Here is an 18,247-nt window from a genome sequence, read left to right on the forward strand (position 1 = left end):
TCATGCGACGTGTGCTGCAACTTCCTTTGCTGGTCTGCTTTGCATGCGTTTTGGCTGGCATCTATGGAATGGTGCACAACCAAATCAGCTACTCGGTCGGGCCAGACTACTTTCACGCACTGAAGTTTACTCAGTTCCGTATGCCAGAGTATTTCCACGACCGTATTGGTGCGGCGCTGGTCGGTTGGCAGGCAAGCTGGTGGATGGGGCTGGTGATTGGCATTCCAATCGCAGTCATGTCGCTGGGCATTCCTTCGCCGACTTTGGCGAGGAAAGTGTTCTTTCGGGCGGCATTTCTTGTGGTCTCGATCACGCTTGCACTGGGGTTGGTAAGCCTTTTGGTGGCCCCGCCGATGGACCACATTCCGGTACCCGCCGCAGCCAAAGATCCGATCGGATATGGGCGCGCGGCGATGCTGCACGATACATCGTATCTTGCGGGTATCATTGGGCTGGTGGTTGGCTTGGTTTATGTTGGTGCGCAGGTGCGCAGGGCACGCCGCAAAACACTAAACACCCAGCCAGATGGGCGTTAAAATGTTTAAGCAAGTAGCCTTTGTCGCCTTTATCTGTCTAACGGCTTGCTCGCGACCCTTGTCCGAGAACGAAATCGAGATGTCGCGCGTTCTGTTCGGCGAAACTCTGGACACCAGCAAGGTTCGCGTGCGCGCAGGAGTTGGGGCTTTGCCGCTTCCTAAGCCTGAACCGATCAGCCAAGACACACCAAAAGCGACGCCGCGTGAAATTCCCAAGACTGTTTGTGATCGCGTTCCGCAGCCTGACCGTAAATGGAGTTTTCCAGCGGGGTTTGTGCTTTGGAATCAGATCTACCTGAAACGAGACTTCTATCGCGACGACATGTTCGAGGGTTGGCCGAAAAGCCTGCCTATGCCGCATGCGCTTTTGATGGCGCATGAGCTGGTGCATGTGTGGCAATGGCAAAACCGCAACCGCACCGGTTACACGCCTTTCAAATCTGGCGCTGAGAGCTTTCAACCAGGTGATCCTTACTATTGGCCAGGCCGCGAACAGGGCGCTTACTTAAGCTATAATTTCGAAGCACAAGCGGCATTGGTCGAAGATTACATGTGCATGACATTGTTTGTTCCCGATCACCCCCGGCGCAAAGAAATCGAAGCGCTCATCACGCCAGTGATCCCGGTAGAGGCTCTTGCAGAAGCATTGGCGCGCTGATTCCGACCGATATGTCGTTTTCATTCTGCGTTAGGTCGGGCTGGTTTGGCACGAAACCCGACCTTGCGGCATCTATGATGCAACAGATTTTTCCTAAGGGAGTCGCCCCATGAAAACCAATGTAAAAGCGCTTGTCGTCGGCGGTGGTGCCGTTGGCACGTCGATCGCCTATCACCTTGCCAAAGCTGGCTGGGATGATGTGATGCTGATCGAGCGAGACGAGCTGACCTCGGGCTCGACCTGGCACGCTGCCGGTCTTCTGCCGCTGTTCAACATGTCCTATGCGACGACCCACATCCATGACTATTCGGTCAAGTACTACAAAGAGCTTGAGGCTGAAACTGGCTTGAACGCGGGCTTCGCTGTGGTTGGCAACTTGCGTATGGCGCAGACCGACGAGCGTATGGATGAATACCAGCTCTATGCGTCGACCGCGGATACCGTTGGCATCAACTATGAGTTCCTGACCCCGGATCAGATCAAAGAACGTTGGCCGTTGATTGAAACCTCGGACCTGAAGGGCGCGCTGTATCACACCGAAGACGGCTATATAAACCCTGCAGACGTGACGCAGGCGATGGCCAAAGGCGCCCGTCAGCGCGGCGTTGAGATCGTGCGCAAGATGCAGGCGGACGACTTCCACTGGAACGGCACCCACTGGGAAGTCACCTGTACCAAGATGGTGGAAAAGGGTGGCAACCTTATTGAGTCCGATGAGAAGGTGGTGATCACCGCCGAGCACGTCGTCACTGCATCCGGCAACCACGCGCAGCGCACTGCCAAGATGCTGGGAATCAAGATGCCTGCCATCCCGGTCGAGCACACGTTCATCGTCATGGATAAAGATCCCGAGCTGGTGAAATGGCGCGAAGCTGGCAACCCGGAGCACCCGGTTGTGCGCGATGCCGACAACGAATCTTATGCCCGTGAAGAGCGCGGCGGCTGGATCTTGGGCATCTATGAGCGTGGCGCACCCGCCCGCTTTGAGCACGGCGTACCGGACAGCTTCCGCGCCGACCTGTTCCCGCTGGATCTGGACCGGATTGCAGACCAGTACATGGCGATGGCTGAACGCGTGCCGTCTTGCGCAGAAAGTGGCCTGAAAGACGATTTCAATGGCCCGATCTGCTATACGCCAGACGGCAACCCGCTGGTGGGTCCGGCCCCCGGTTTACGCAACATGTGGCTGGCAGAAGGCTTCAGCTTCGGGATCACCGCAGCTGGCGGCACCGGCTATTACCTTGCCCAAATGATGGTCGATGGCGAAGCCGAGATCGACATGGCGTCGCTTGACCCCAAACGGTATTCGTCGAACTGGATGACCACCGAATTCGCAGCGCGCAAGAACGAAGAATGCTACGAGCACGTCTATATCCTACACCACCCGGATGAAGAGCGTCCGGCAGCCCGGCCGCTGCGCACGTCGCCTGCTTTCGACCGTCAGGCCGCCAAAGGCGCGCAGTTTGGCTGGGTCAATGGTTGGGAACGTCCGAACTATTACGGCCCGCTTGATGCGCCCGCGAATTTCGACGAAGAAGCCCGCTCGTTCCGCCGTGGTGGCTGGTGGCAATATGCCGTGGACGAGGCCAAAGCCGTGCGCGAAGGCGTTGGCCTGATCGACGCCACAGCCTTTACCAAGCACGTGGTCAAAGGCCCCGGTGCAACCCAGTTCCTTGACTGGTTCACCTGTAACAAACTGCCGAAAATCGGTCGTATCAACCTGACCTACGCGCTGACGTCTCACGGAACCACACGTACCGAATACACCATCGTGCGCAACGGCGAGGATAACTACTACCTCGTTTCCGCCGGGGCTTGGACGGAATATGACGCCGACTTCCTGCGTAAGGCGGCTGAGGACAAGATGGAGGAGTTCGGCTATATCGAGATCCAGGACGTGACCACCCAGTGGGGTGTTCTCGCCATCGCAGGTCCCAAATCGCGTGATGTTTTGAAAGAGGTCATCAACGATGCAGATCCCGAAACCGCTCTGTCAAACAAGCGGTTCCCGTGGCTGTCGGCCCGCCAGATTGAACTGGGCATGTGTCCGGTGAACGCAATTCGTGTGGCCTATACTGGCGAATTGGGTTGGGAACTTCACCACCCGATCGAGATGCAGAACTATCTGTGGGATCTGTTGGTGAACGCAGGCGAAAAGCACGGCATGAAACTGGTTGGCGCCCGCGCCCAAAACTGGCTGCGTCAAGAGAAGTCCTATCGCGCCTTCGGCACCGAGTTGGGCCGTGATGCAACCCCCGCCGAAGCTGACCTGCCACGCTTCATCGATCTTGAGAAAGACTTCCACGGCAAAGACGCCATGGTGAAAACCGGCGTGCGCGTGAAGTGCTGCACTGTTCTGATCGATGGGCCGGATGATGCGGACCCGTGGGGCCGCGAAGCACTGTTCCTTGATGGCAAGAAGGTGGGTCGTTTGACCTCGGGCGGCTATTCGGTCGCGTTCGAGAAATCGATCGGCATGTGCTATCTGCCGCCGGAACTGGCGGTGCCGGGCCAGAAGCTGAAGGTCAAGATCATGGGCGCGCTTTATGACGCCGAGGTCACGGTCGACAGCCCCTATGACCCGAAAAACGAAACGATCCGCCTGAACGGCTGATCGGATTGGAATGACTTGGAAAGGCCTCGCTTTTGCGGGGCCTTTTCCTTTTTGCGGGCGTTAAACTGAAACCAAATGATTGTCCCACGCCCAGCCACCCGCGACGGGAATGAAACGTTCTGTCCCGCGATGTCGGTGAACCAAGCCGCCTTCGCAAGTGATCATCAGCCCACCGGATATTGATCGCGAGACGCCAGCAGCGGTGGCATGGGGTGCTGATCCGTTGGGGGTGCCGTCTGAATTGAAATACAGGACATGGCCGCCCTTGGGACCTGTCACGGCGATTTCTCCGCTATCAGCGCAGGTTGCGATGGACCCTGCATAATGCTTCAGGTGCTGTTGGTCTGGATGGGACAACAGCTGCGGCTCCGCGCCTCTTGTATGTCGTAAAACCAACGCGACCCGCTTTGCGGGTGAACCTTGCCATTGCAAGGCAGCGACAACATTCCCATCCCTGTCGATCGCGATGTGACGGATCGAGTTCTGATGCATTTCGCCGGTCAATGCGACCTGTTCTGTGATGACGCCGTTTGTTCCCAGATAGGTCAGATTGGTTTTCATTTCAGGTAGGTTCAGCTTGGCGCGCGCCATGTCCGGGTGTGTTTGGATGCCGCCATTCGCGACAACCAATCCCCCATCCGGCAGTGTTAGGATTTCATGTGGGCCGATACCGCCCGAAGAGATCTCGCCCAAGCGTGTATACCCATTCGCGACGTCCCAGATGCCCAGAACACCAGCTGGCGTGTCATAGTCATTTTCTGTGGTGAAAAGCAGCGTGCCATCGGCCGAATAGGCTCCGTGCCCATAGAAATGCCGCCCTTCTGGGCTGTCCAGTCGTGCAACTTCGCGCCCCAAAGCACAGTCAATAACCACCGCAAACTGTCCCGGCCTGCGTGCAAAGGCAACAGCTTCGGGCCGCTGGGGATGTAGCGCGGCGGCGTGACCGCGACCGGGGATCGGGATATGAAACCGAACCTGTCCAGTTTCACCGAGGCCAACCAACCAAGTCGAGTTGTCCGGCTTGTTTCCTGCGGTTACGAAATCTGGGGCGCCCGCGTCAGCCCAACCGGGAAAGGGCAGTGCGGCTGCGCCAAACCCAGCCGCCACCTTGCCAAAAAAATCGCGACGTTTCATTGGATTAATCCCCGTCGCCAGCACTAAAGCCCGTTTCGACACCCAAACCTGGGCCGATATCTTCGTCCATTTGGGCCTTTAGGTAGTCCAGTTTGGTTTGAATGCCTTCGACACGCACGCGCATCATCGGATCTAAAACGGCTTCGGATAACGGCGCGCCAATCGCCTCAATGCGGGCCTGTGTGTCTTTGATGACCTTCACAATCCAAGCGCGGGAAGGGTTGAAGACCGATCCGGCAAATCCAAGGTTTAGAACCTCGATCATGCCATCCAGCTGGGCGATCATGATCTGGTTGGTAAACCCTGCACGCCAAGCCTCAGCCCGTTTGGGAAAGGCGCGTTCATAGGTTCCCAATGGTCGTCCAAGGCGGTGTTCCCTTAGCCGTTGGATCGAAAAGCCAAGGGCTGTGTAGACCTGTTTGGTGAATTCGACGTCGGTTAGGTAGACGGGATTGTCTGGTCCGGCCGTTCTTACCAATTCCGCCCAGCCAGCGGAGGCGAACCACCCATCATGTAAATCCTGCGCAATACGCGCCAGATTTCCGGTGACACCGACAAGCGACGGGCAGGTTGGTAGATCCTCAAAAAGCAGACGCTCGATCGCGGGCAATCCCTGAAGGGCAGCGCTCGAGGCCGCGACGACAACCGGATCTCCTTGCTCTTCCTCGGGTCGCTTCAAGTGTTGGCGCAATGCGCGGCCGGTGAAGTTCTTTTTGTCCGGGAAGAAATTCACGGTCAGCGCGGCGGCCTGTTGTTCTATGGGTCCGAATTGGTAGGCGTCCAGCGGTGCCCAAGCCAGCCAAGTGTCCCTAAAAGCGTCAAGAACAGGCCCGCGCACACCTCCTTCACAGTATGCTTCCGAAATTTCGGCCAGTTTGGCGCTTTGGTCGCGAAACGCACCAAACTGAGTGTCGAATACGGTCAAAACACGTTCGGCAATTTCCGAATGGTCAACACGGGGGGCGACCTGAGCGGTCAAGACCTGCGCGGGCAACATGCAGGCGGCAACAATTGTCATAAGGCGCATCAAAGCAACTCCAGAAATGTGATCAGCGCAGCACGATCCGGCGCGTCCATCAGGCGAACGGTTTCCCGTGCCGCCTCCGCTTCGCCGCCATGCCACAGGATGGCTTCAAGAAGGGATCGCGCGCGCCCGTCGTGAAGAAAGGTCGAGTGCCCGCTCACCTGGCCGGTTAGGCCGATTCCCCACAATGGCGGCGTGCGCCATTCTTGTCCGCTAGCTTGCCATTCCGGGCGGCGATCCGCCAGCCCTTCCCCCATGTCGTGCAACAACATGTCGCTATAGGGCCAGATCAGCTGAAACGAACGAGCAGGGTCGTCAGGCAATCGATGGGTGACAAACGCGGGCGTGTGACAGCCGGTGCAGCCTGACTGATAAAAAAGGGCTTTTCCACGCAAGACTTCCGGGTTCGATACATCTCGGCGTGCGGGTGGGGCCAAGTTCGCGACATAGGTTGTCAGGACGTCCAAAGCTTTGTCGCCAAGTTCCACCCCGTCCTGAGCCTCGGTGCCGCCATGTCGTTCGCGAAGGCAGTTTGTCTGCTGTTCGGTGCAGTCGCCTGAATGCGCGGGAAACAAAGTTGAAGACAGGCCCACATCCCCATTGGCCGCATCCGCAGATTGCTGGCGGAGCGTTGGGTTGCCTGCCTTGTGGCCGAACCGTCCCAACATGTTTTGGTTAAACTCGTGGGACCACACAACATTGGGTCTGCCAGATATCCCATCCCCGTCCGCATCCAGTGGATCTGCGCGCGCCAGAATGTCAGCCTCAGGGATCGCCTCAAACAGTCCAAGTCCAATCATTTGGGGTGCAACCCGAGGAGAGGACATGGCGTCCGCAGCCAAATCCCCAAACGTGCCGTCTTGAACTGAATAGCGCGGTGCACGCAGCGATACGATTGTCCCGTCACCCAGTTTGACCGGTTTCTCATCATAAGTGATGTACAGCCGCCCTTCAGCTTCGTGACCAGCGATCGACCGGTCTTGCAACTGGAACCCATAGCTTGGTTCAGGCTGCATCCCGGATCCCGGCACAGAAAGACGCAAGACCAACCCCTTGTGATCGTCGGATGTGGCGACAAACCCACGCCCGTCATTGATGTGGCATGCCGAACAAGCGCGGGTGTTGTACAGCGGCCCCAGCCCATCCGACGAGATTGTCGACGATGGCGCTTGAACCCAAAGCTTCTCAAAAATTGCTTCGCCAAGGGTGAAATCAAGTTCCTTGTCGGCGGGCAGGGTTGGAAGCGGGGATGAGAACAAAGTGCCTGGTTGCGGGGCCATCTGCGTCGCGGCGCCAGCGCTGCGAATTTCAAATGCGGCAGGTTCCATAAAATCTTCGGGTGCAGAGATGGCTGCTTGAATGCGTTTCGTCTCGGCTTTGGTTCTTATTTGGGGTGATAAATGGGGCTCTCCCCATGGCCCAACCTCTTGCGCATGGACGGGCGAGGTGATGAAAACCATAGCGGTAAATAGGGTTGCGATACGCATCTGGTCTGCTCCTGTTTCAGAGGCGTTTTAGGAGGTGCAGACCGGGAGGTAAAGATTAGTTGATAAAAATACTCTGGTATAATTTCCAGTTTTGAAACCAATATATGGGTGCGAGCAACATATCCAAGATGTTGACCGCAGCAGTTCCTGGTGAAGAAGTCCATCTGTGTAGGCGCGATAATCAGCCCGTGTCTTACATCGCGGATCGTTATGGTCGGCGGATTCCAGATGTTGTGCATGATGCGCTGGTTAAGCTTTTGCTTGCAGGGGGTTCTTCGGACGCCGGTCTTGGTAGCGTATCCGCCTTGCTCTGCAGAAATCGGCGCTTGTGATGGGCATCAACTATCCCAAGACCAGGGCAGAGAATCCCGAATGCCTGAGGACCCTAAAAGCGGGCTTTGCTTCGCACGAATTGCTCAATGGCTGGGGCTGGAGCCGCGCCGGCTTGACGTGCAATCTCTTTCCCGTTTTGGAACAAGATCAGCGCGGGAATGTCGCGAATTCCAAATTTGCCTGAAACATTGGGATGATCCTCGGTGTTGATCTTCGCAAATCGAGCCTGTGGGGAAATGGCGCGCGCGGCCTGTTCAAAGGCGGGGGCCATCATTCGGCACGGGCCACACCAAGGCGCCCAGAAATCCACCAACAGCGGCACGTCATCATTGCGCTGAGCTTTGGCTAACGTGGCAGGGTCCAGCGCACGCACTTTGCCGTCGTTCAAGCGTGCGCCACAGGTGCCGCATTTCGGGCCGGCCGAGATTTTGTCAGCCTGAACACGATTAACCGCGCTGCATTCAAGACAGGTCATTTTCAGGGCAGAGGGCATCACGGGCTCCATTCACATATCGTAGGTCGCATATGTGTTGTGCCTATGGGAAGGTCAAGGTCAGACCGTGCTAAGCAGGATGCTGGTTTCGCTGTTGGTAATCCCTTCAACCACGCGCACTTCCCGCAACACGCGGTCAAAGTCAGGCAGGCTTTCTGCGGTAAGCTGTGCAACCAAGTCCCATTTGCCATTTGTCGAATGCAAGGACCGCAGTTCGGGCAATCCACGCAAACGCTTGATCACCGAAAGCGTCGATCTCCCGGTCACCTCGATCATCATGATGGCGTGCACCCCATCGGGCCCATGATCTTCTCGCGCACGGATGGTGAAACCCAGAACAGCCCCACTGTCCTGAAGCCGGTCCAACCGGGCCTGTATCGTGGCGCGGGTAACGCCAAGAATTGTTGCCAGTTTTGAAACTGGTGCTCGGCCATCCTCGCGTAGGATGGCGATCAGCTTTCGATCGAGGTCATCAAAGATATGCATAACAATCTGATAAACACTTATGTACACTATGGCAAAAACAATTTGGCATAGTGACTATTAAGCTCATTATATTTGGAAACATGTACATGTTAAGCTTGAGCATTCCTCAGGACAATGAGAGCAGAAATGCCCCAAACCTCGCTTCAGGCACCAAGTGCCGTGATCATGATCCGACCGCATCATTTTCGCCCAAACACGCAAACGGCGCGTGACAATGGGTTTCAGGTGTCTGCCCCAAAGGGCTCTGACGCTGAGGTGTCTGAACGGGCTTATGAAGAAGTGACAACAGCGGTTGAGACCCTTCGACGCGCTGGGGTCGAGGTGAACCTCTTTGAAGATCCGCGCGATGACCGACCCGATGCCGTTTTCCCGAACAACTGGTTTTCGACCCATCCGGGAGGACACGTTGCCGTCTTTCCGATGTATTCGCAGAACCGGAGAGTTGAACGCCGTCAGGATGTGTTGGAGATGTTAAAGGCGCGCTACCGCGTGCAGGACATCATTGATTATTCCGGTCTGGAACAGGATGCGCTGTTTCTGGAAGGGACCGGTGCGATGGTTCTGGATCATGTTGAGCGCGTGGCCTATGCGGCGCGGTCGAAACGTACCAGCGAAGTTTTGTTGGAGCGGTTCTGCACGCATTTCAACTATGAACCCATGGTGTTTGACGCACATGATGCAGAGGGGCTTCCGATCTATCATACCAATGTGTTGATGTGTGTCGGTACGGATGTCGCGCTTATCGGGTTGGATACCATCTTGGATGCTGGCCGTCGGGAAGAGCTTCGCAAGCGGCTGGCACATGGCGGGCGCGATGTGATCGCGCTAAGCCACGAACAGATTGCGGAATTCGCAGGGAATGCCATCGAGTTACAGGGAGGTGATGGTCGCATTCTGGCGATGTCGCGACGGGCGTTTGACGCGTTGCAACCTGAACAACATAGGCGAATTGAAGCACATCTAAAGATCCTGCCTTTGGACATTCCCACGATCGAAATGGCGGGCGGATCAGTGCGCTGCACCATTGCGGGCATTCACCTAAGTCCGCGACCTCATCCAAAAACTGAAGGAGAAGCTGCATGACCAATATCCATCTGCTTGGCGTGCCCATGGAAGAAGGCGCAGGCCGCCGGGGCTGCATCATGGGGCCGGCCGCCTATCGAACCGCTGGACTGGCCGACGAATTGGCCGCGTTGGGCCATCCCGTCACGGATTTGGGCGACGCGGCGCGCGACAATGTGGACGCGATCCACACCAATCACAGCCATCTGAAGTTCTTGCCAGAGGTCGCGGGCTGGACTCGCAGCCTGCACCGGCACGCTTTTGAGTTGGCCAAGCAGGACGTGCTGCCGATCTACATGGGCGGCGATCACGCTTTGGCTCTGGGGACTGTCACGGGTCATGTCGCTGCTGCAGCTGAGATCGGCCGCCCGCAATTCGTGCTTTGGCTGGATGCGCATTCTGATTTTAACACGCCTGCCAGTTCGCCCAGCGGAAATATTCACGGCATGCCCATGGCGTTCGCCTGTGGTCTGGAAGGCTTTCCGGATCTTCTGGGCAAACCGCTACCCGCTAAGCTGGATCCGAAACAGCTGTGCATGATTGGCTTGCGTTCCGTTGACCGTCAAGAGCGTGATCTTTTGCAATCCTCAGGCGTTCAGGCCCATGATATGCGTGCACTTGATGAACATGGAATCGTGACGCTTCTGCGTCCCTTCTTGGATCAGGTGGCGCAGGAAAATGGTCTGTTGCATGTCAGCCTTGATGTAGATTTCATCGAACCCGACATCGCCCCGGCTGTTGGCACCACGGTCCCCGGTGGTGCAACTTTCCGCGAGGCACATCTGATTATGGAGATGTTGCATGACAGCGGTCTTGTGACGTCGCTCGATTTGGTCGAGCTGAACCCTTTCCTTGACGAACGTGGCCGCACTGCGCGGCTGATGGTCGACCTGACGGCGAGCCTTTTTGGCCGCCGCGTGCTTGACCGTTTCACCACCAGCTATTGAGGCCCCAAGATGCCCCCACTTCCCTCTGAACTTGCTTACGTCCCCTTCGTGTCGGTCGAACACATGATGGGTCTGGTCCACCATATCGGTATTGAAACCGTGCTTCGCGAGCTGGCAGTCGAGATCGAGAATGATTTCAAACGCTGGGAACTTTTCGACAAGACGCCCCGCGTTGCCAGCCATTCGGATGTGGGCGTGATCGAGCTGATGCCGACCTCGGACGGTGAGATGTATGGCTTCAAATACGTGAACGGCCACCCGAAAAACACCAAAGAGGGTTTGCAAACCGTGACCGCCTTTGGGCTGCTGGCGGATGTGAATTCGGGCTATCCAAAGCTTCTGTCCGAAATGACCGTGCTGACCGCCCTGCGCACAGCGGCCACCAGCGCCATGGCGGCCAAGCATTTAGCTCCCAAAGGGGCAACGACCATGGCGATGATTGGCAATGGTGCGCAATCTGAATTCCAGTGTCTGGCCTTCAAGGCAATCTGTGGCATCGACACCGTACGGCTTTATGACATCGATCCGGCGGCGACTGAAAAGGCCGCACGCAACCTTGCAGGGCACGGGCTGAACGTCGTGTCTTGCCAATCGGGCGAAGAAAGCATGGAAGGCGCTGAGATCATCACCACCTGCACCGCCGATAAGCAGTGTGCCACGATCCTGACGGACAACATGGTCGGTGAAGGTGTGCACATCAACGCAATCGGCGGCGACTGCCCCGGCAAGACGGAACTGCACCGTGACATTTTGCTCCGCTCAAAAATCTTTGTTGAGTACCCAGAGCAAACCTGGGTCGAAGGCGAGATCCAGCAGCTTGAGAAAGACCACCCAATCACTGAATTGTGGCAGGTGATCACCGGGCAAACGCAAGGGCGGACAGATGCCAAGCAGATCACGCTGTTTGATAGTGTGGGCTTCGCGATCGAGGATTTCTCGGCGCTGCGCTACATCTCAAATGCGATTGAAGGCACGGCCTATTTCAGCCGGTTGGACATGTTGGCAGACCCGGATGATCCGCGTGATCTTTTCGGGATGCTGGAGCGGTCGAAAGCGTAAGCAATTCCGAAACAAAAAGGGGCGCACACCGGATGGTATGCGCCCCTTTTGCTTGAATTGACGTGATCAGGCGATGAATTTCTTGTAGTCCGCTTCGTCCATGTAATCGTCCAGCGGGCTGGTGTCAGACGCTGTGATCTTGAACAGCCACGCGTCGCCTTCAGGGTCGTCGTTGACCTTGCCCGGCTCGTTCACCATGGTTTCGTTCACCTCGGCGATTTCGCCGTCCAGCGGGCTAAGAATGTCGGATGCGGCTTTCACGCTTTCGATCACCACAACCTCATCATCCTTGGAAACGGTGTCGCCCACTTCGGGCAGTTCCAAGAAGACCACATCGCCCAGCTGTTCTGCCGCATGGGCGGTAATGCCAACCACGTAGACGCCATCTTCTTCGCGCAGCCATTCGTGTTCTTCGGTGTATTTCATTTTGGGTCACTCCTCAGGGATTTAAGCCAACCGTAGCGCTGCCCGCGCGTGGCGGCAAGAGCTTGTGTCCAAAGGCATGCAGGTGCAGGTTGGGGGACATGAGCAACACAACATGCGATCCGCATTTCTTTGGTTATGGTTCTTTGGTGAACCGTCAAACGCACAGTTATGACAACCCGCGCGCAGCCCGTGTGACCGGGTGGCACCGGGCGTGGCGACGATCGCCTCATCGGGCGCTGTGTTATCTGACAGCGGTGCCGGACAGTGCGGATTACATTGAAGGTCTGATTGCTTCAGTTCCGGGTGCAGATTGGGCGGCTTTGGATGCGCGCGAACGTGCCTATGCGCGGGTCGCGTTGGGGTCCGAGGTCAGTCATGCAGGGGGCGATCTGGACGTGGCGATTTACGCAATTGCACCCGGAGATCACCTGCCGCCCACAGACGACAATCCGGTGCTGCTGAGCTATCTTGATGTTGTGGTTCAAGGGTATTTCCACGAGTTCGGTTTGGACGGCGTCACCCACTTCTTCGAGACGACAGAAGGCTGGAATGCGCCGATCCTGAACGACCGTGCTGACCCCATATATCCGCGCGCGCAAATGCTGACGGCCGAGGAAATCGCACTGGTCGACGAAGGCCTCTCGCGCTTATCGGCGGTTGTGAAAGAGCGAGATGAGACGGGTCTGACGCTGGAACGGATGCGCGGCACCGGGGCATAACCCATCCTCGGCCTTGCGCATCACACGCGCGGACAAGATCAAGGCAACACCGGCGAAAATCAGTCCTCCAGCAGCCTGTCCGATAAGGACCCCCTGAGCACCCCAGTAGGTCGCCCCTAATATGACCAACGGGATCGTGCCAAGCGTCTGCCGGCCCCAGTTGACCCATGTGGAATAAAACGGGTGACCCAAGTTATTGAAGCTTGCGTTGGTTACGAAAATGACCCCGTTGAAATACCATGCCAGCGCCAGCGGCCCGCAGAAAAGGAAGATCAACTCGCGGCTAAGGCCTTGGGCGTTGAACAGGTCCGCAATAAGGTCGCGCGTCAGGAACAAAACGGCTGTGACCAACACGACAACCACCAGCACAAAGATCAGCCCGTCACGGATGGCTTGCCTGACACGGTCGACCCGGCCCGCGCCAAAGTTTTGTCCTACGATGGGGCCAATCGCACCTGAAAGGGCAAAAATAGAGCCAAATGCCACAGGAATCAGGCGACCGATAACGGCCATCCCCGCAACCGCGTCTTCACCAAATTCGGCCATAGATCTTGTGACGAAAGCCTGCCCGACGGGGGTCGCAAACTGGGTCAAAATCGCAGGCAGGGCGATCGTCATGATGGCGGGGAAATCCACACTGAATTCGGCCCGGGTTGGGCGATCCAGCCCACCATAGTGACGAATGACCGGGTAGATCGACATGACAGCCATGGTGATACGCGCCGCCACTGACGCCAAAGCCGCGCCGGTTAAATCAAGGTCAAAGCCGAAGATAAGAATAGGATCAAGGATCGCGTTGATCACGCCCGCGCCAATGGTCGCCATCATCGCGCGACGTGCGTCTCCGTGGGCACGCAAGATAGCGCCTCCGACCATGCCGATGATCAGAATTGGCAGGCTGGGTAGGATGATCCGCAGGTAGGATGTGGCAAGTGCAAGCGTGTTGTCGGACGCACCCAGAAGGGCAATCAACGACGGGGCATAGTACCAAACCACCGCTGTGAATACCGCGCCGATAACCACGCCGTAAAGCAATGCTGTCGCCGCCCGACGTTTGGCCGTTGCGGCGTCACCCTCGCCCAGTGCACGCGCCACAAGCGCTCCGGCTGCAATCGACATGCCGATCCCGAAGGACGATGTAAAAAAGAGGATGCCACCCGCATAGCCAACAGCCGCAGCCAATTCGTCCCGGCCCAGCATCGAGATGAAGATCATGTCGACGAGGTCAACAAGAAAGATCGCCATCAACCCGACCGAGGCCGTCAGGGACATAACCGAGATATGCCGGAAGAGGTTGCCCTCAAGGAATTTTGCTTGCGCCTCGGCCATGATTGTCACCTTCACTGTTCGCTGGGATTACCATGGCGCAGAACGGGTGGTGACACCAGTGCGCGTGGCGCACAGGTGGTGTGCACAAATTGGCGAAGTGCGGTCAGGCTTTGCGCATCAGGACAAAGCCGACAGCGGCGAACCACACGATAAAACCCAGTCCGAAGATCATGCCAAAGGCCTCAAGTGCTGGGATGATGGTAAGCAGACCACTGGCGCCTATGATATAGCCAAACAGGTTCAATGCGCGCGGTAGAATGCCTGCCGACCACGCGGCAAGGCTGATGGTGATCACCCAGACGGACCCTGCGATCTCGTTCCCGCCACCAAGGCCGTTTTCAATGGTGGTGATGGTGGTCCACAGATGGGCCGCAAGCTCGGGTGAGGCGGTCATCGAGAGGGTGGCTGTAAGCCCCACATTGGCGATCATACCCGCGCCCATGACAAGTGTGGCCCAGATCATGCCAAAGCCAGCGCTCATGTCGGACAGGACCGGGGCTGCGGGCTTTAGCAATGCGCGCAAGGCGATGACCAAAGCGGCAAGCGCGACAGCATTCACCACATAAATGACCAGATACCAGATCGACAAAACCGATTGCTGCGCGGTCAGAAAGTCCAGACGTGACTGTGGCGAAGCATCAGACGCGCCAAAGCCCGCAGGTTCAAGCACAGCAACCATTATCACGATACCAAACAGGTATGTCGCCGCACAAATCAGCGCTGCTATGCCGCCTGCTTTCCGAAAATCAGTCATGTCTATCCTTACTGATGTTTTTCAACTTGAGGCAAAGTTAGCCCCTTGCGCGGAACACTTGCAACAGTGGAAACAGAGACGACAGATGCGGTCAGGGATATGACCGAGATGTGCTTGAAAGGTTGCCTTCAAAGAACTTGGCATGCGTTTTAACCATGGTCATCACTCCCAAATTTTACTGGAATCAGCATGAGGCAGGTTAGATAGCAGCGCTAGTGCACGCAGTGCACACAGAATGTGCGGGGATGAGGAGGAGTAGGGTCGATTGAACAGCATTCTAGAAGCGCAAGACGTGCGCGTGTGATTGATCGACCGCAAACCACGCCGAAGACTCTACCGGTTCTGGGTGAGAGTTTTCAGCGACCAGAAAATGGAAAGAGTATTCCTTACGTTTCGCTAAGTTCTGGAGCCTAAGTATCATGGAATGCTCACTATAGCTCACAACTGCACTATCTTCGAGTTTTGGTTGCTCAAGCCGGGCACCGAGGCTTTCACCGTCTTCGGTGCCTACGACAACGGTAAAGTCCTCCGATGACCATTCCTGAGCATCCAAACACTGACCTGTACACGGAGAGCCTTCAATTTGGCCCTCCATCGCGATGCGAAATTCCAAATGTTCGATCTGAACCGGCCCCGAAATTCTAAGGATGAATGCAGAGCAGTTCAGCACGCGCATGCCCGGAGGAAGACGAGGCTCGATCTTGTTCCTCTTTAAGGAGACAATTTTAGGTGATATCTCGACGCCAGAAACCGTGGCTTGCGCACGGATTAAGCCGAGGCTTGTTTTTTCGGAGTTCAGGCATGTGACGCTGGGCATTCTTGAAGCCGAGAATAGTTGTGTAAGATCGCCGGGTTTGGCGACCTTGCTTGTTTTGGTCGCGCCTTACCCCTTCGCGCGCACAACTTGCAACAAGGGCAGAAGGGCGGACATGTCGGGTCCGCGTTCCATGCCGGTTACGGCCTTGCGCAGCGGCATGAACAGGCCTTTGCCTTTGCGGCCAGTTGCCTCTTTCACGGCCGACGTCCAGTTTGACCAGCTGTCGCCGTCAAAGGGTCCGTCGGGCAGCAAGGTCATGGCCTCGGTGATGAAGTCTTTGTCGTCGTCGTCGATCAGCGGCTCGGCGCCGTCGCGGCACAGCGCCCACCAGCCATCAAGATCGGCCAGCGTCGTGATGTTTTCGCGCGCGACGGTCCAGAAGTCTTCAGCCAACTCTGCGGGCACGCCAATCTCGTCCAGCTTGGCCTGCACTGCATTCAGCGGCAGGGATGCCAGATGGCGTGCGGTCAGCGGAAACAGGTCCTGCACGTCGAATTTGGTCGGGGCCGAGCCGAAGGTCGTCAGGTCGAACCCTTCGATGATTTCTTCCAGCGAGCTGCGCAGTTCTACCGGTTGCGACGAGCCGAGGCGCGCCAGCAGGCTGAGCAGGGCCATTGGCTGTACGCCTTGTTCGCGCAGGTCGCGGATGGCCAGCGTGCCAAGACGTTTGGACAGAGCCTCGCCTTGCGGTCCGGTTAAAAGCGAATGGTGGGCAAAGCTGGGCACAGCGCCGCCGAGGGCTTCGATGATCTGGATTTGCGTGCCCGTATTGGTCACGTGATCGGATACCACGCACCACGTTGGTGATGCCGAAGTCGATATCGTCGCAAACCGAAGCCAACGTATAAAGGAACTGCCCGTCGCCGCGGATCAGAACCGGGTCCGAGACCGAGGCCGCGTCAATCGAGATGTCGCCCAGAATGCCGTCGGTCCAGTTGATCCGCTGATGATCCAGCTTGAAGCGCCAATGGCCTTGGCCACGCTCTTCACGCAGCTTGGCTTTATCGTCGTCAGACAGCGCAAGCGCTGAGCGGTCATAGACCGGCGGTTTGCCCATGTTCAGCTGCTTCTTGCGCTTCAGGTCCAGCTCGGTCGGGGTCTCAAAGCACTCGTAGAAACGGCCCATGTCACGCAGCTGTTGCGCGGCGGCTTCGTAGCGGTCCAGACGATCAGACTGTCTTTCCACGCGATCCCATGTCAGGCCCAGCCATTCCAGGTCCTCCATGATCGCATCCGCATATTCCTGCTTCGAGCGTTCCGGGTCGGTGTCATCCAAGCGCAGAATGAACTGGCCACCCGATTTTGCAGCGATCAGATAGTTGAATAGCGCGGTGCGCAGGTTGCCCACATGGATATAGCCGGTGGGCGAAGGGGCGAAACGGGTGGTGGTCATGGGTTGATCTCCTTGGCGGTCCCTCTTTCATATTGGCCCGTAATTGTCCATAATATTCCCTATGGAGAAGACATCTGCACCCAGTTTGGCGCAGATTGAGCAACTAGCGCTTGAGGCGCGTGCCCATCTGCCAGACCCATTTGCCGAGCCAGCCTTGGACGTTGGTATTCATGTGGCCGAGATCCCAGGCGCCAACTTGCTGGCTGATCACGACATTGCTGACCCCTATGAACTAACCGGCATGTATGTCGGTGTGCCTTTAACAGAAAAGGTGCCAAGCGATCAGCCTTTGGCCTTGGATGCGATATGGCTGTTTCGGCGCCCTATCTTGGATGAACTGGCGCGGCGCGGGGATGTAACCATAGTCGAACTGGTGACACATATTGTCGTGCATGAGTTTGCCCATCACTTCGGATGGTCTGACGAGGACATTGCCGCGATTGATCACTGGTGGGAATAAGCAGCGGGATTAAGTTGGCTGAACCGGCCACTTCTTGTCCAGATCGGCAAGCCCGGCTTGGATAAGCTCTGTCAAAACATCAAGATTGATGTCAGCCAGCTTGTTCACGTAAAGACAGGATTTTCCCATCTTATGCTTTCCCAACCGCGCCAGAATGTCTGCGTAGTCGGCATAACCCGGCATGATGTAAATCGAATGGCGGGCCTTGCGCGGTGAAAATCCGGTTGCCAGAAAGTCGCCCTCGCGCCCACTTTCATAGACATAGTGATACTGGCCATATCCGATAATCGACGGCCCCCACATGGCGGGTTGAAACCCGGTAACATCGCGAAACAGGTGGTCGAGCACCTGCGCGTCTTCACATTTTGCTGCGGGTTCAACTGCGGCGATGAAGTCCTGCACGCTCTGATCCGTTGGGGCTGTTTTGTTCTGGGACATGTGTGGGTCTCACAATCTTGTGACGGTGCGTCTGTGCTGGATAATTGTGAGTATACTCTCCGCACTCGTTTCAACAAA

At 56.9% G+C, this 18,247-nt stretch carries 18 protein-coding genes and 1 pseudogene; 8 read left to right on the forward strand and 11 right to left on the reverse strand.

Going from position 1 to position 18,247, the window contains the following annotated elements; all coding sequences use genetic code 11:
- Nucleotides 1–2: 2 nt before the first annotated feature.
- The 3 genes from AC0L6A_RS04745 to AC0L6A_RS04755 all read left to right on the forward strand — a co-directional run bounded on the left by AC0L6A_RS04745 (nt 3) and on the right by AC0L6A_RS04755 (nt 3,808).
- On the forward strand, nt 3–536 hold the full coding sequence (locus AC0L6A_RS04745; protein ID WP_473292530.1) for a hypothetical protein: 534 nt from the start codon (nt 3–5) through the stop codon (nt 534–536).
- Between the two features lies 1 nt (nt 537).
- Complete coding sequence (locus tag AC0L6A_RS04750; RefSeq protein ID WP_473292531.1) at nt 538–1,194, forward strand: hypothetical protein; 657 nt, start codon at nt 538–540, stop codon at nt 1,192–1,194.
- Between the two features lie 109 nt (nt 1,195–1,303).
- Complete coding sequence (locus tag AC0L6A_RS04755) at nt 1,304–3,808, forward strand: GcvT family protein (RefSeq protein WP_246928179.1); 2,505 nt, start codon at nt 1,304–1,306, stop codon at nt 3,806–3,808.
- Nucleotides 3,809–3,868: 60 nt separating this feature from the next.
- Here AC0L6A_RS04755 and AC0L6A_RS04760 read toward each other — a convergent pair whose 3' ends face one another.
- The 5 genes from AC0L6A_RS04760 to AC0L6A_RS04780 form a co-directional block, all read right to left on the reverse strand.
- A complete protein-coding gene (locus tag AC0L6A_RS04760) occupies nt 3,869–4,942 on the reverse strand; it encodes a DUF1513 domain-containing protein (protein WP_473292533.1) in 1,074 nt (357 codons plus the stop codon).
- A gap of 4 nt (nt 4,943–4,946) precedes the next feature.
- On the reverse strand, nt 4,947–5,960 hold the full coding sequence (locus AC0L6A_RS04765) for an imelysin family protein (RefSeq protein WP_473292534.1): 1,014 nt from the start codon (nt 5,958–5,960) through the stop codon (nt 4,947–4,949).
- 8 nt (nt 5,961–5,968) lie between these two features.
- Entirely contained in the window at nt 5,969–7,453 is a 1,485-nt protein-coding gene (locus AC0L6A_RS04770; protein WP_473292536.1) for a di-heme oxidoreductase family protein, read from the reverse strand.
- A gap of 385 nt (nt 7,454–7,838) precedes the next feature.
- Complete coding sequence (gene trxC, locus AC0L6A_RS04775) at nt 7,839–8,279, reverse strand: thioredoxin TrxC (RefSeq protein WP_473292537.1); 441 nt, start codon at nt 8,277–8,279, stop codon at nt 7,839–7,841.
- A 60-nt stretch (nt 8,280–8,339) separates the two neighbouring features.
- A complete protein-coding gene (locus tag AC0L6A_RS04780) occupies nt 8,340–8,765 on the reverse strand; it encodes an Lrp/AsnC family transcriptional regulator (RefSeq protein ID WP_473292539.1) in 426 nt (141 codons plus the stop codon).
- Nucleotides 8,766–8,891: 126 nt separating this feature from the next.
- On the opposite strand from AC0L6A_RS04780, the gene ctlX reads away from it, so the two are divergent.
- From ctlX to AC0L6A_RS04795, 3 genes are read left to right on the forward strand one after another with little or no spacing between them, the layout of a single operon-like run.
- Entirely contained in the window at nt 8,892–9,848 is a 957-nt protein-coding gene (gene ctlX / locus AC0L6A_RS04785) for a citrulline utilization hydrolase CtlX (RefSeq protein ID WP_473292540.1), read from the forward strand.
- Nucleotides 9,845–10,774, forward strand: coding sequence for an arginase (rocF, locus tag AC0L6A_RS04790; RefSeq protein ID WP_473292542.1), 930 nt, complete (start codon nt 9,845–9,847; stop codon nt 10,772–10,774). The genes ctlX and rocF overlap by 4 nt, the downstream gene beginning before the upstream one ends.
- Nucleotides 10,775–10,783: 9 nt before the next feature.
- Nucleotides 10,784–11,833 carry an ornithine cyclodeaminase gene (locus AC0L6A_RS04795; RefSeq protein WP_473292544.1) on the forward strand — a complete coding sequence of 350 codons (1,050 nt, stop codon included), beginning with the start codon at nt 10,784–10,786 and terminating at the stop codon, nt 11,831–11,833.
- A gap of 66 nt (nt 11,834–11,899) precedes the next feature.
- On the opposite strand, the gene gcvH is transcribed toward AC0L6A_RS04795, so the two are convergent.
- Nucleotides 11,900–12,259, reverse strand: coding sequence for a glycine cleavage system protein GcvH (gcvH, locus tag AC0L6A_RS04800; protein ID WP_473292545.1), 360 nt, complete (start codon nt 12,257–12,259; stop codon nt 11,900–11,902).
- Nucleotides 12,260–12,357: 98 nt separating this feature from the next.
- Between gcvH and AC0L6A_RS04805 the strand changes: the two genes are divergently transcribed.
- Entirely contained in the window at nt 12,358–12,978 is a 621-nt protein-coding gene (locus tag AC0L6A_RS04805) for a gamma-glutamylcyclotransferase family protein (RefSeq protein ID WP_473292547.1), read from the forward strand.
- Here the strand turns inward: AC0L6A_RS04805 and AC0L6A_RS04810 are convergent.
- The 4 genes and pseudogenes from AC0L6A_RS04810 to gltX form a co-directional block, all read right to left on the reverse strand.
- Nucleotides 12,907–14,307 carry an MATE family efflux transporter gene (locus AC0L6A_RS04810; protein ID WP_473292549.1) on the reverse strand — a complete coding sequence of 467 codons (1,401 nt, stop codon included), beginning with the start codon at nt 14,305–14,307 and terminating at the stop codon, nt 12,907–12,909. The two genes, AC0L6A_RS04805 and AC0L6A_RS04810, sit on opposite strands and share 72 nt — an antisense overlap.
- A 103-nt stretch (nt 14,308–14,410) precedes the next feature.
- The gene (locus tag AC0L6A_RS04815) at nt 14,411–15,061 is read right to left on the reverse strand and encodes a hypothetical protein (RefSeq protein ID WP_473292551.1); all 651 of its coding nucleotides are present in this window, start codon (nt 15,059–15,061) and stop codon (nt 14,411–14,413) included.
- A gap of 277 nt (nt 15,062–15,338) precedes the next feature.
- Nucleotides 15,339–15,878 carry a hypothetical protein gene (locus tag AC0L6A_RS04820; RefSeq protein ID WP_473292553.1) on the reverse strand — a complete coding sequence of 180 codons (540 nt, stop codon included), beginning with the start codon at nt 15,876–15,878 and terminating at the stop codon, nt 15,339–15,341.
- A gap of 66 nt (nt 15,879–15,944) precedes the next feature.
- Nucleotides 15,945–17,271 (reverse strand): annotated as a pseudogene (gltX, locus tag AC0L6A_RS04825) (glutamate--tRNA ligase).
- A 61-nt stretch (nt 17,272–17,332) separates the two neighbouring features.
- On the opposite strand from gltX, the gene AC0L6A_RS04830 reads away from it, so the two are divergent.
- Entirely contained in the window at nt 17,333–17,731 is a 399-nt protein-coding gene (locus AC0L6A_RS04830; protein WP_473292554.1) for a metallopeptidase family protein, read from the forward strand.
- 9 nt (nt 17,732–17,740) lie between these two features.
- Here AC0L6A_RS04830 and AC0L6A_RS04835 read toward each other — a convergent pair whose 3' ends face one another.
- Nucleotides 17,741–18,169 carry a DUF1801 domain-containing protein gene (locus AC0L6A_RS04835; protein ID WP_473292555.1) on the reverse strand — a complete coding sequence of 143 codons (429 nt, stop codon included), beginning with the start codon at nt 18,167–18,169 and terminating at the stop codon, nt 17,741–17,743.
- Between the last annotated feature and the right edge of the window lie 78 nt (nt 18,170–18,247).

The organism is Aliiroseovarius sp. D2-2 (genome assembly GCF_055809455.1).

Excerpts from the sequence above, each read along its gene's own strand:
- AC0L6A_RS04745 (WP_473292530.1), top strand. The coding sequence starts at position 3 with ATGCGACGTGTGCTGCAACTTCCTTTGCTGGTCTGCTTTGCATGCGTT.
- AC0L6A_RS04750 (WP_473292531.1), top strand. The coding sequence starts at position 538 with ATGTTTAAGCAAGTAGCCTTTGTCGCCTTTATCTGTCTAACGGCTTGC.
- AC0L6A_RS04755 (WP_246928179.1), top strand. The coding sequence starts at position 1,304 with ATGAAAACCAATGTAAAAGCGCTTGTCGTCGGCGGTGGTGCCGTTGGC.
- AC0L6A_RS04760 (WP_473292533.1), bottom strand. The coding sequence starts at position 4,942 with ATGAAACGTCGCGATTTTTTTGGCAAGGTGGCGGCTGGGTTTGGCGCA.
- AC0L6A_RS04765 (WP_473292534.1), bottom strand. The coding sequence starts at position 5,960 with ATGACAATTGTTGCCGCCTGCATGTTGCCCGCGCAGGTCTTGACCGCT.
- AC0L6A_RS04770 (WP_473292536.1), bottom strand. The coding sequence starts at position 7,453 with ATGCGTATCGCAACCCTATTTACCGCTATGGTTTTCATCACCTCGCCC.
- trxC (WP_473292537.1), bottom strand. The coding sequence starts at position 8,279 with ATGCCCTCTGCCCTGAAAATGACCTGTCTTGAATGCAGCGCGGTTAAT.
- AC0L6A_RS04780 (WP_473292539.1), bottom strand. The coding sequence starts at position 8,765 with ATGCATATCTTTGATGACCTCGATCGAAAGCTGATCGCCATCCTACGC.
- ctlX (WP_473292540.1), top strand. The coding sequence starts at position 8,892 with ATGCCCCAAACCTCGCTTCAGGCACCAAGTGCCGTGATCATGATCCGA.
- rocF (WP_473292542.1), top strand. The coding sequence starts at position 9,845 with ATGACCAATATCCATCTGCTTGGCGTGCCCATGGAAGAAGGCGCAGGC.
- AC0L6A_RS04795 (WP_473292544.1), top strand. The coding sequence starts at position 10,784 with ATGCCCCCACTTCCCTCTGAACTTGCTTACGTCCCCTTCGTGTCGGTC.
- gcvH (WP_473292545.1), bottom strand. The coding sequence starts at position 12,259 with ATGAAATACACCGAAGAACACGAATGGCTGCGCGAAGAAGATGGCGTC.
- AC0L6A_RS04805 (WP_473292547.1), top strand. The coding sequence starts at position 12,358 with ATGAGCAACACAACATGCGATCCGCATTTCTTTGGTTATGGTTCTTTG.
- AC0L6A_RS04810 (WP_473292549.1), bottom strand. The coding sequence starts at position 14,307 with ATGGCCGAGGCGCAAGCAAAATTCCTTGAGGGCAACCTCTTCCGGCAT.
- AC0L6A_RS04815 (WP_473292551.1), bottom strand. The coding sequence starts at position 15,061 with ATGACTGATTTTCGGAAAGCAGGCGGCATAGCAGCGCTGATTTGTGCG.
- AC0L6A_RS04820 (WP_473292553.1), bottom strand. The coding sequence starts at position 15,878 with ATGCCCAGCGTCACATGCCTGAACTCCGAAAAAACAAGCCTCGGCTTA.
- AC0L6A_RS04830 (WP_473292554.1), top strand. The coding sequence starts at position 17,333 with ATGGAGAAGACATCTGCACCCAGTTTGGCGCAGATTGAGCAACTAGCG.
- AC0L6A_RS04835 (WP_473292555.1), bottom strand. The coding sequence starts at position 18,169 with ATGTCCCAGAACAAAACAGCCCCAACGGATCAGAGCGTGCAGGACTTC.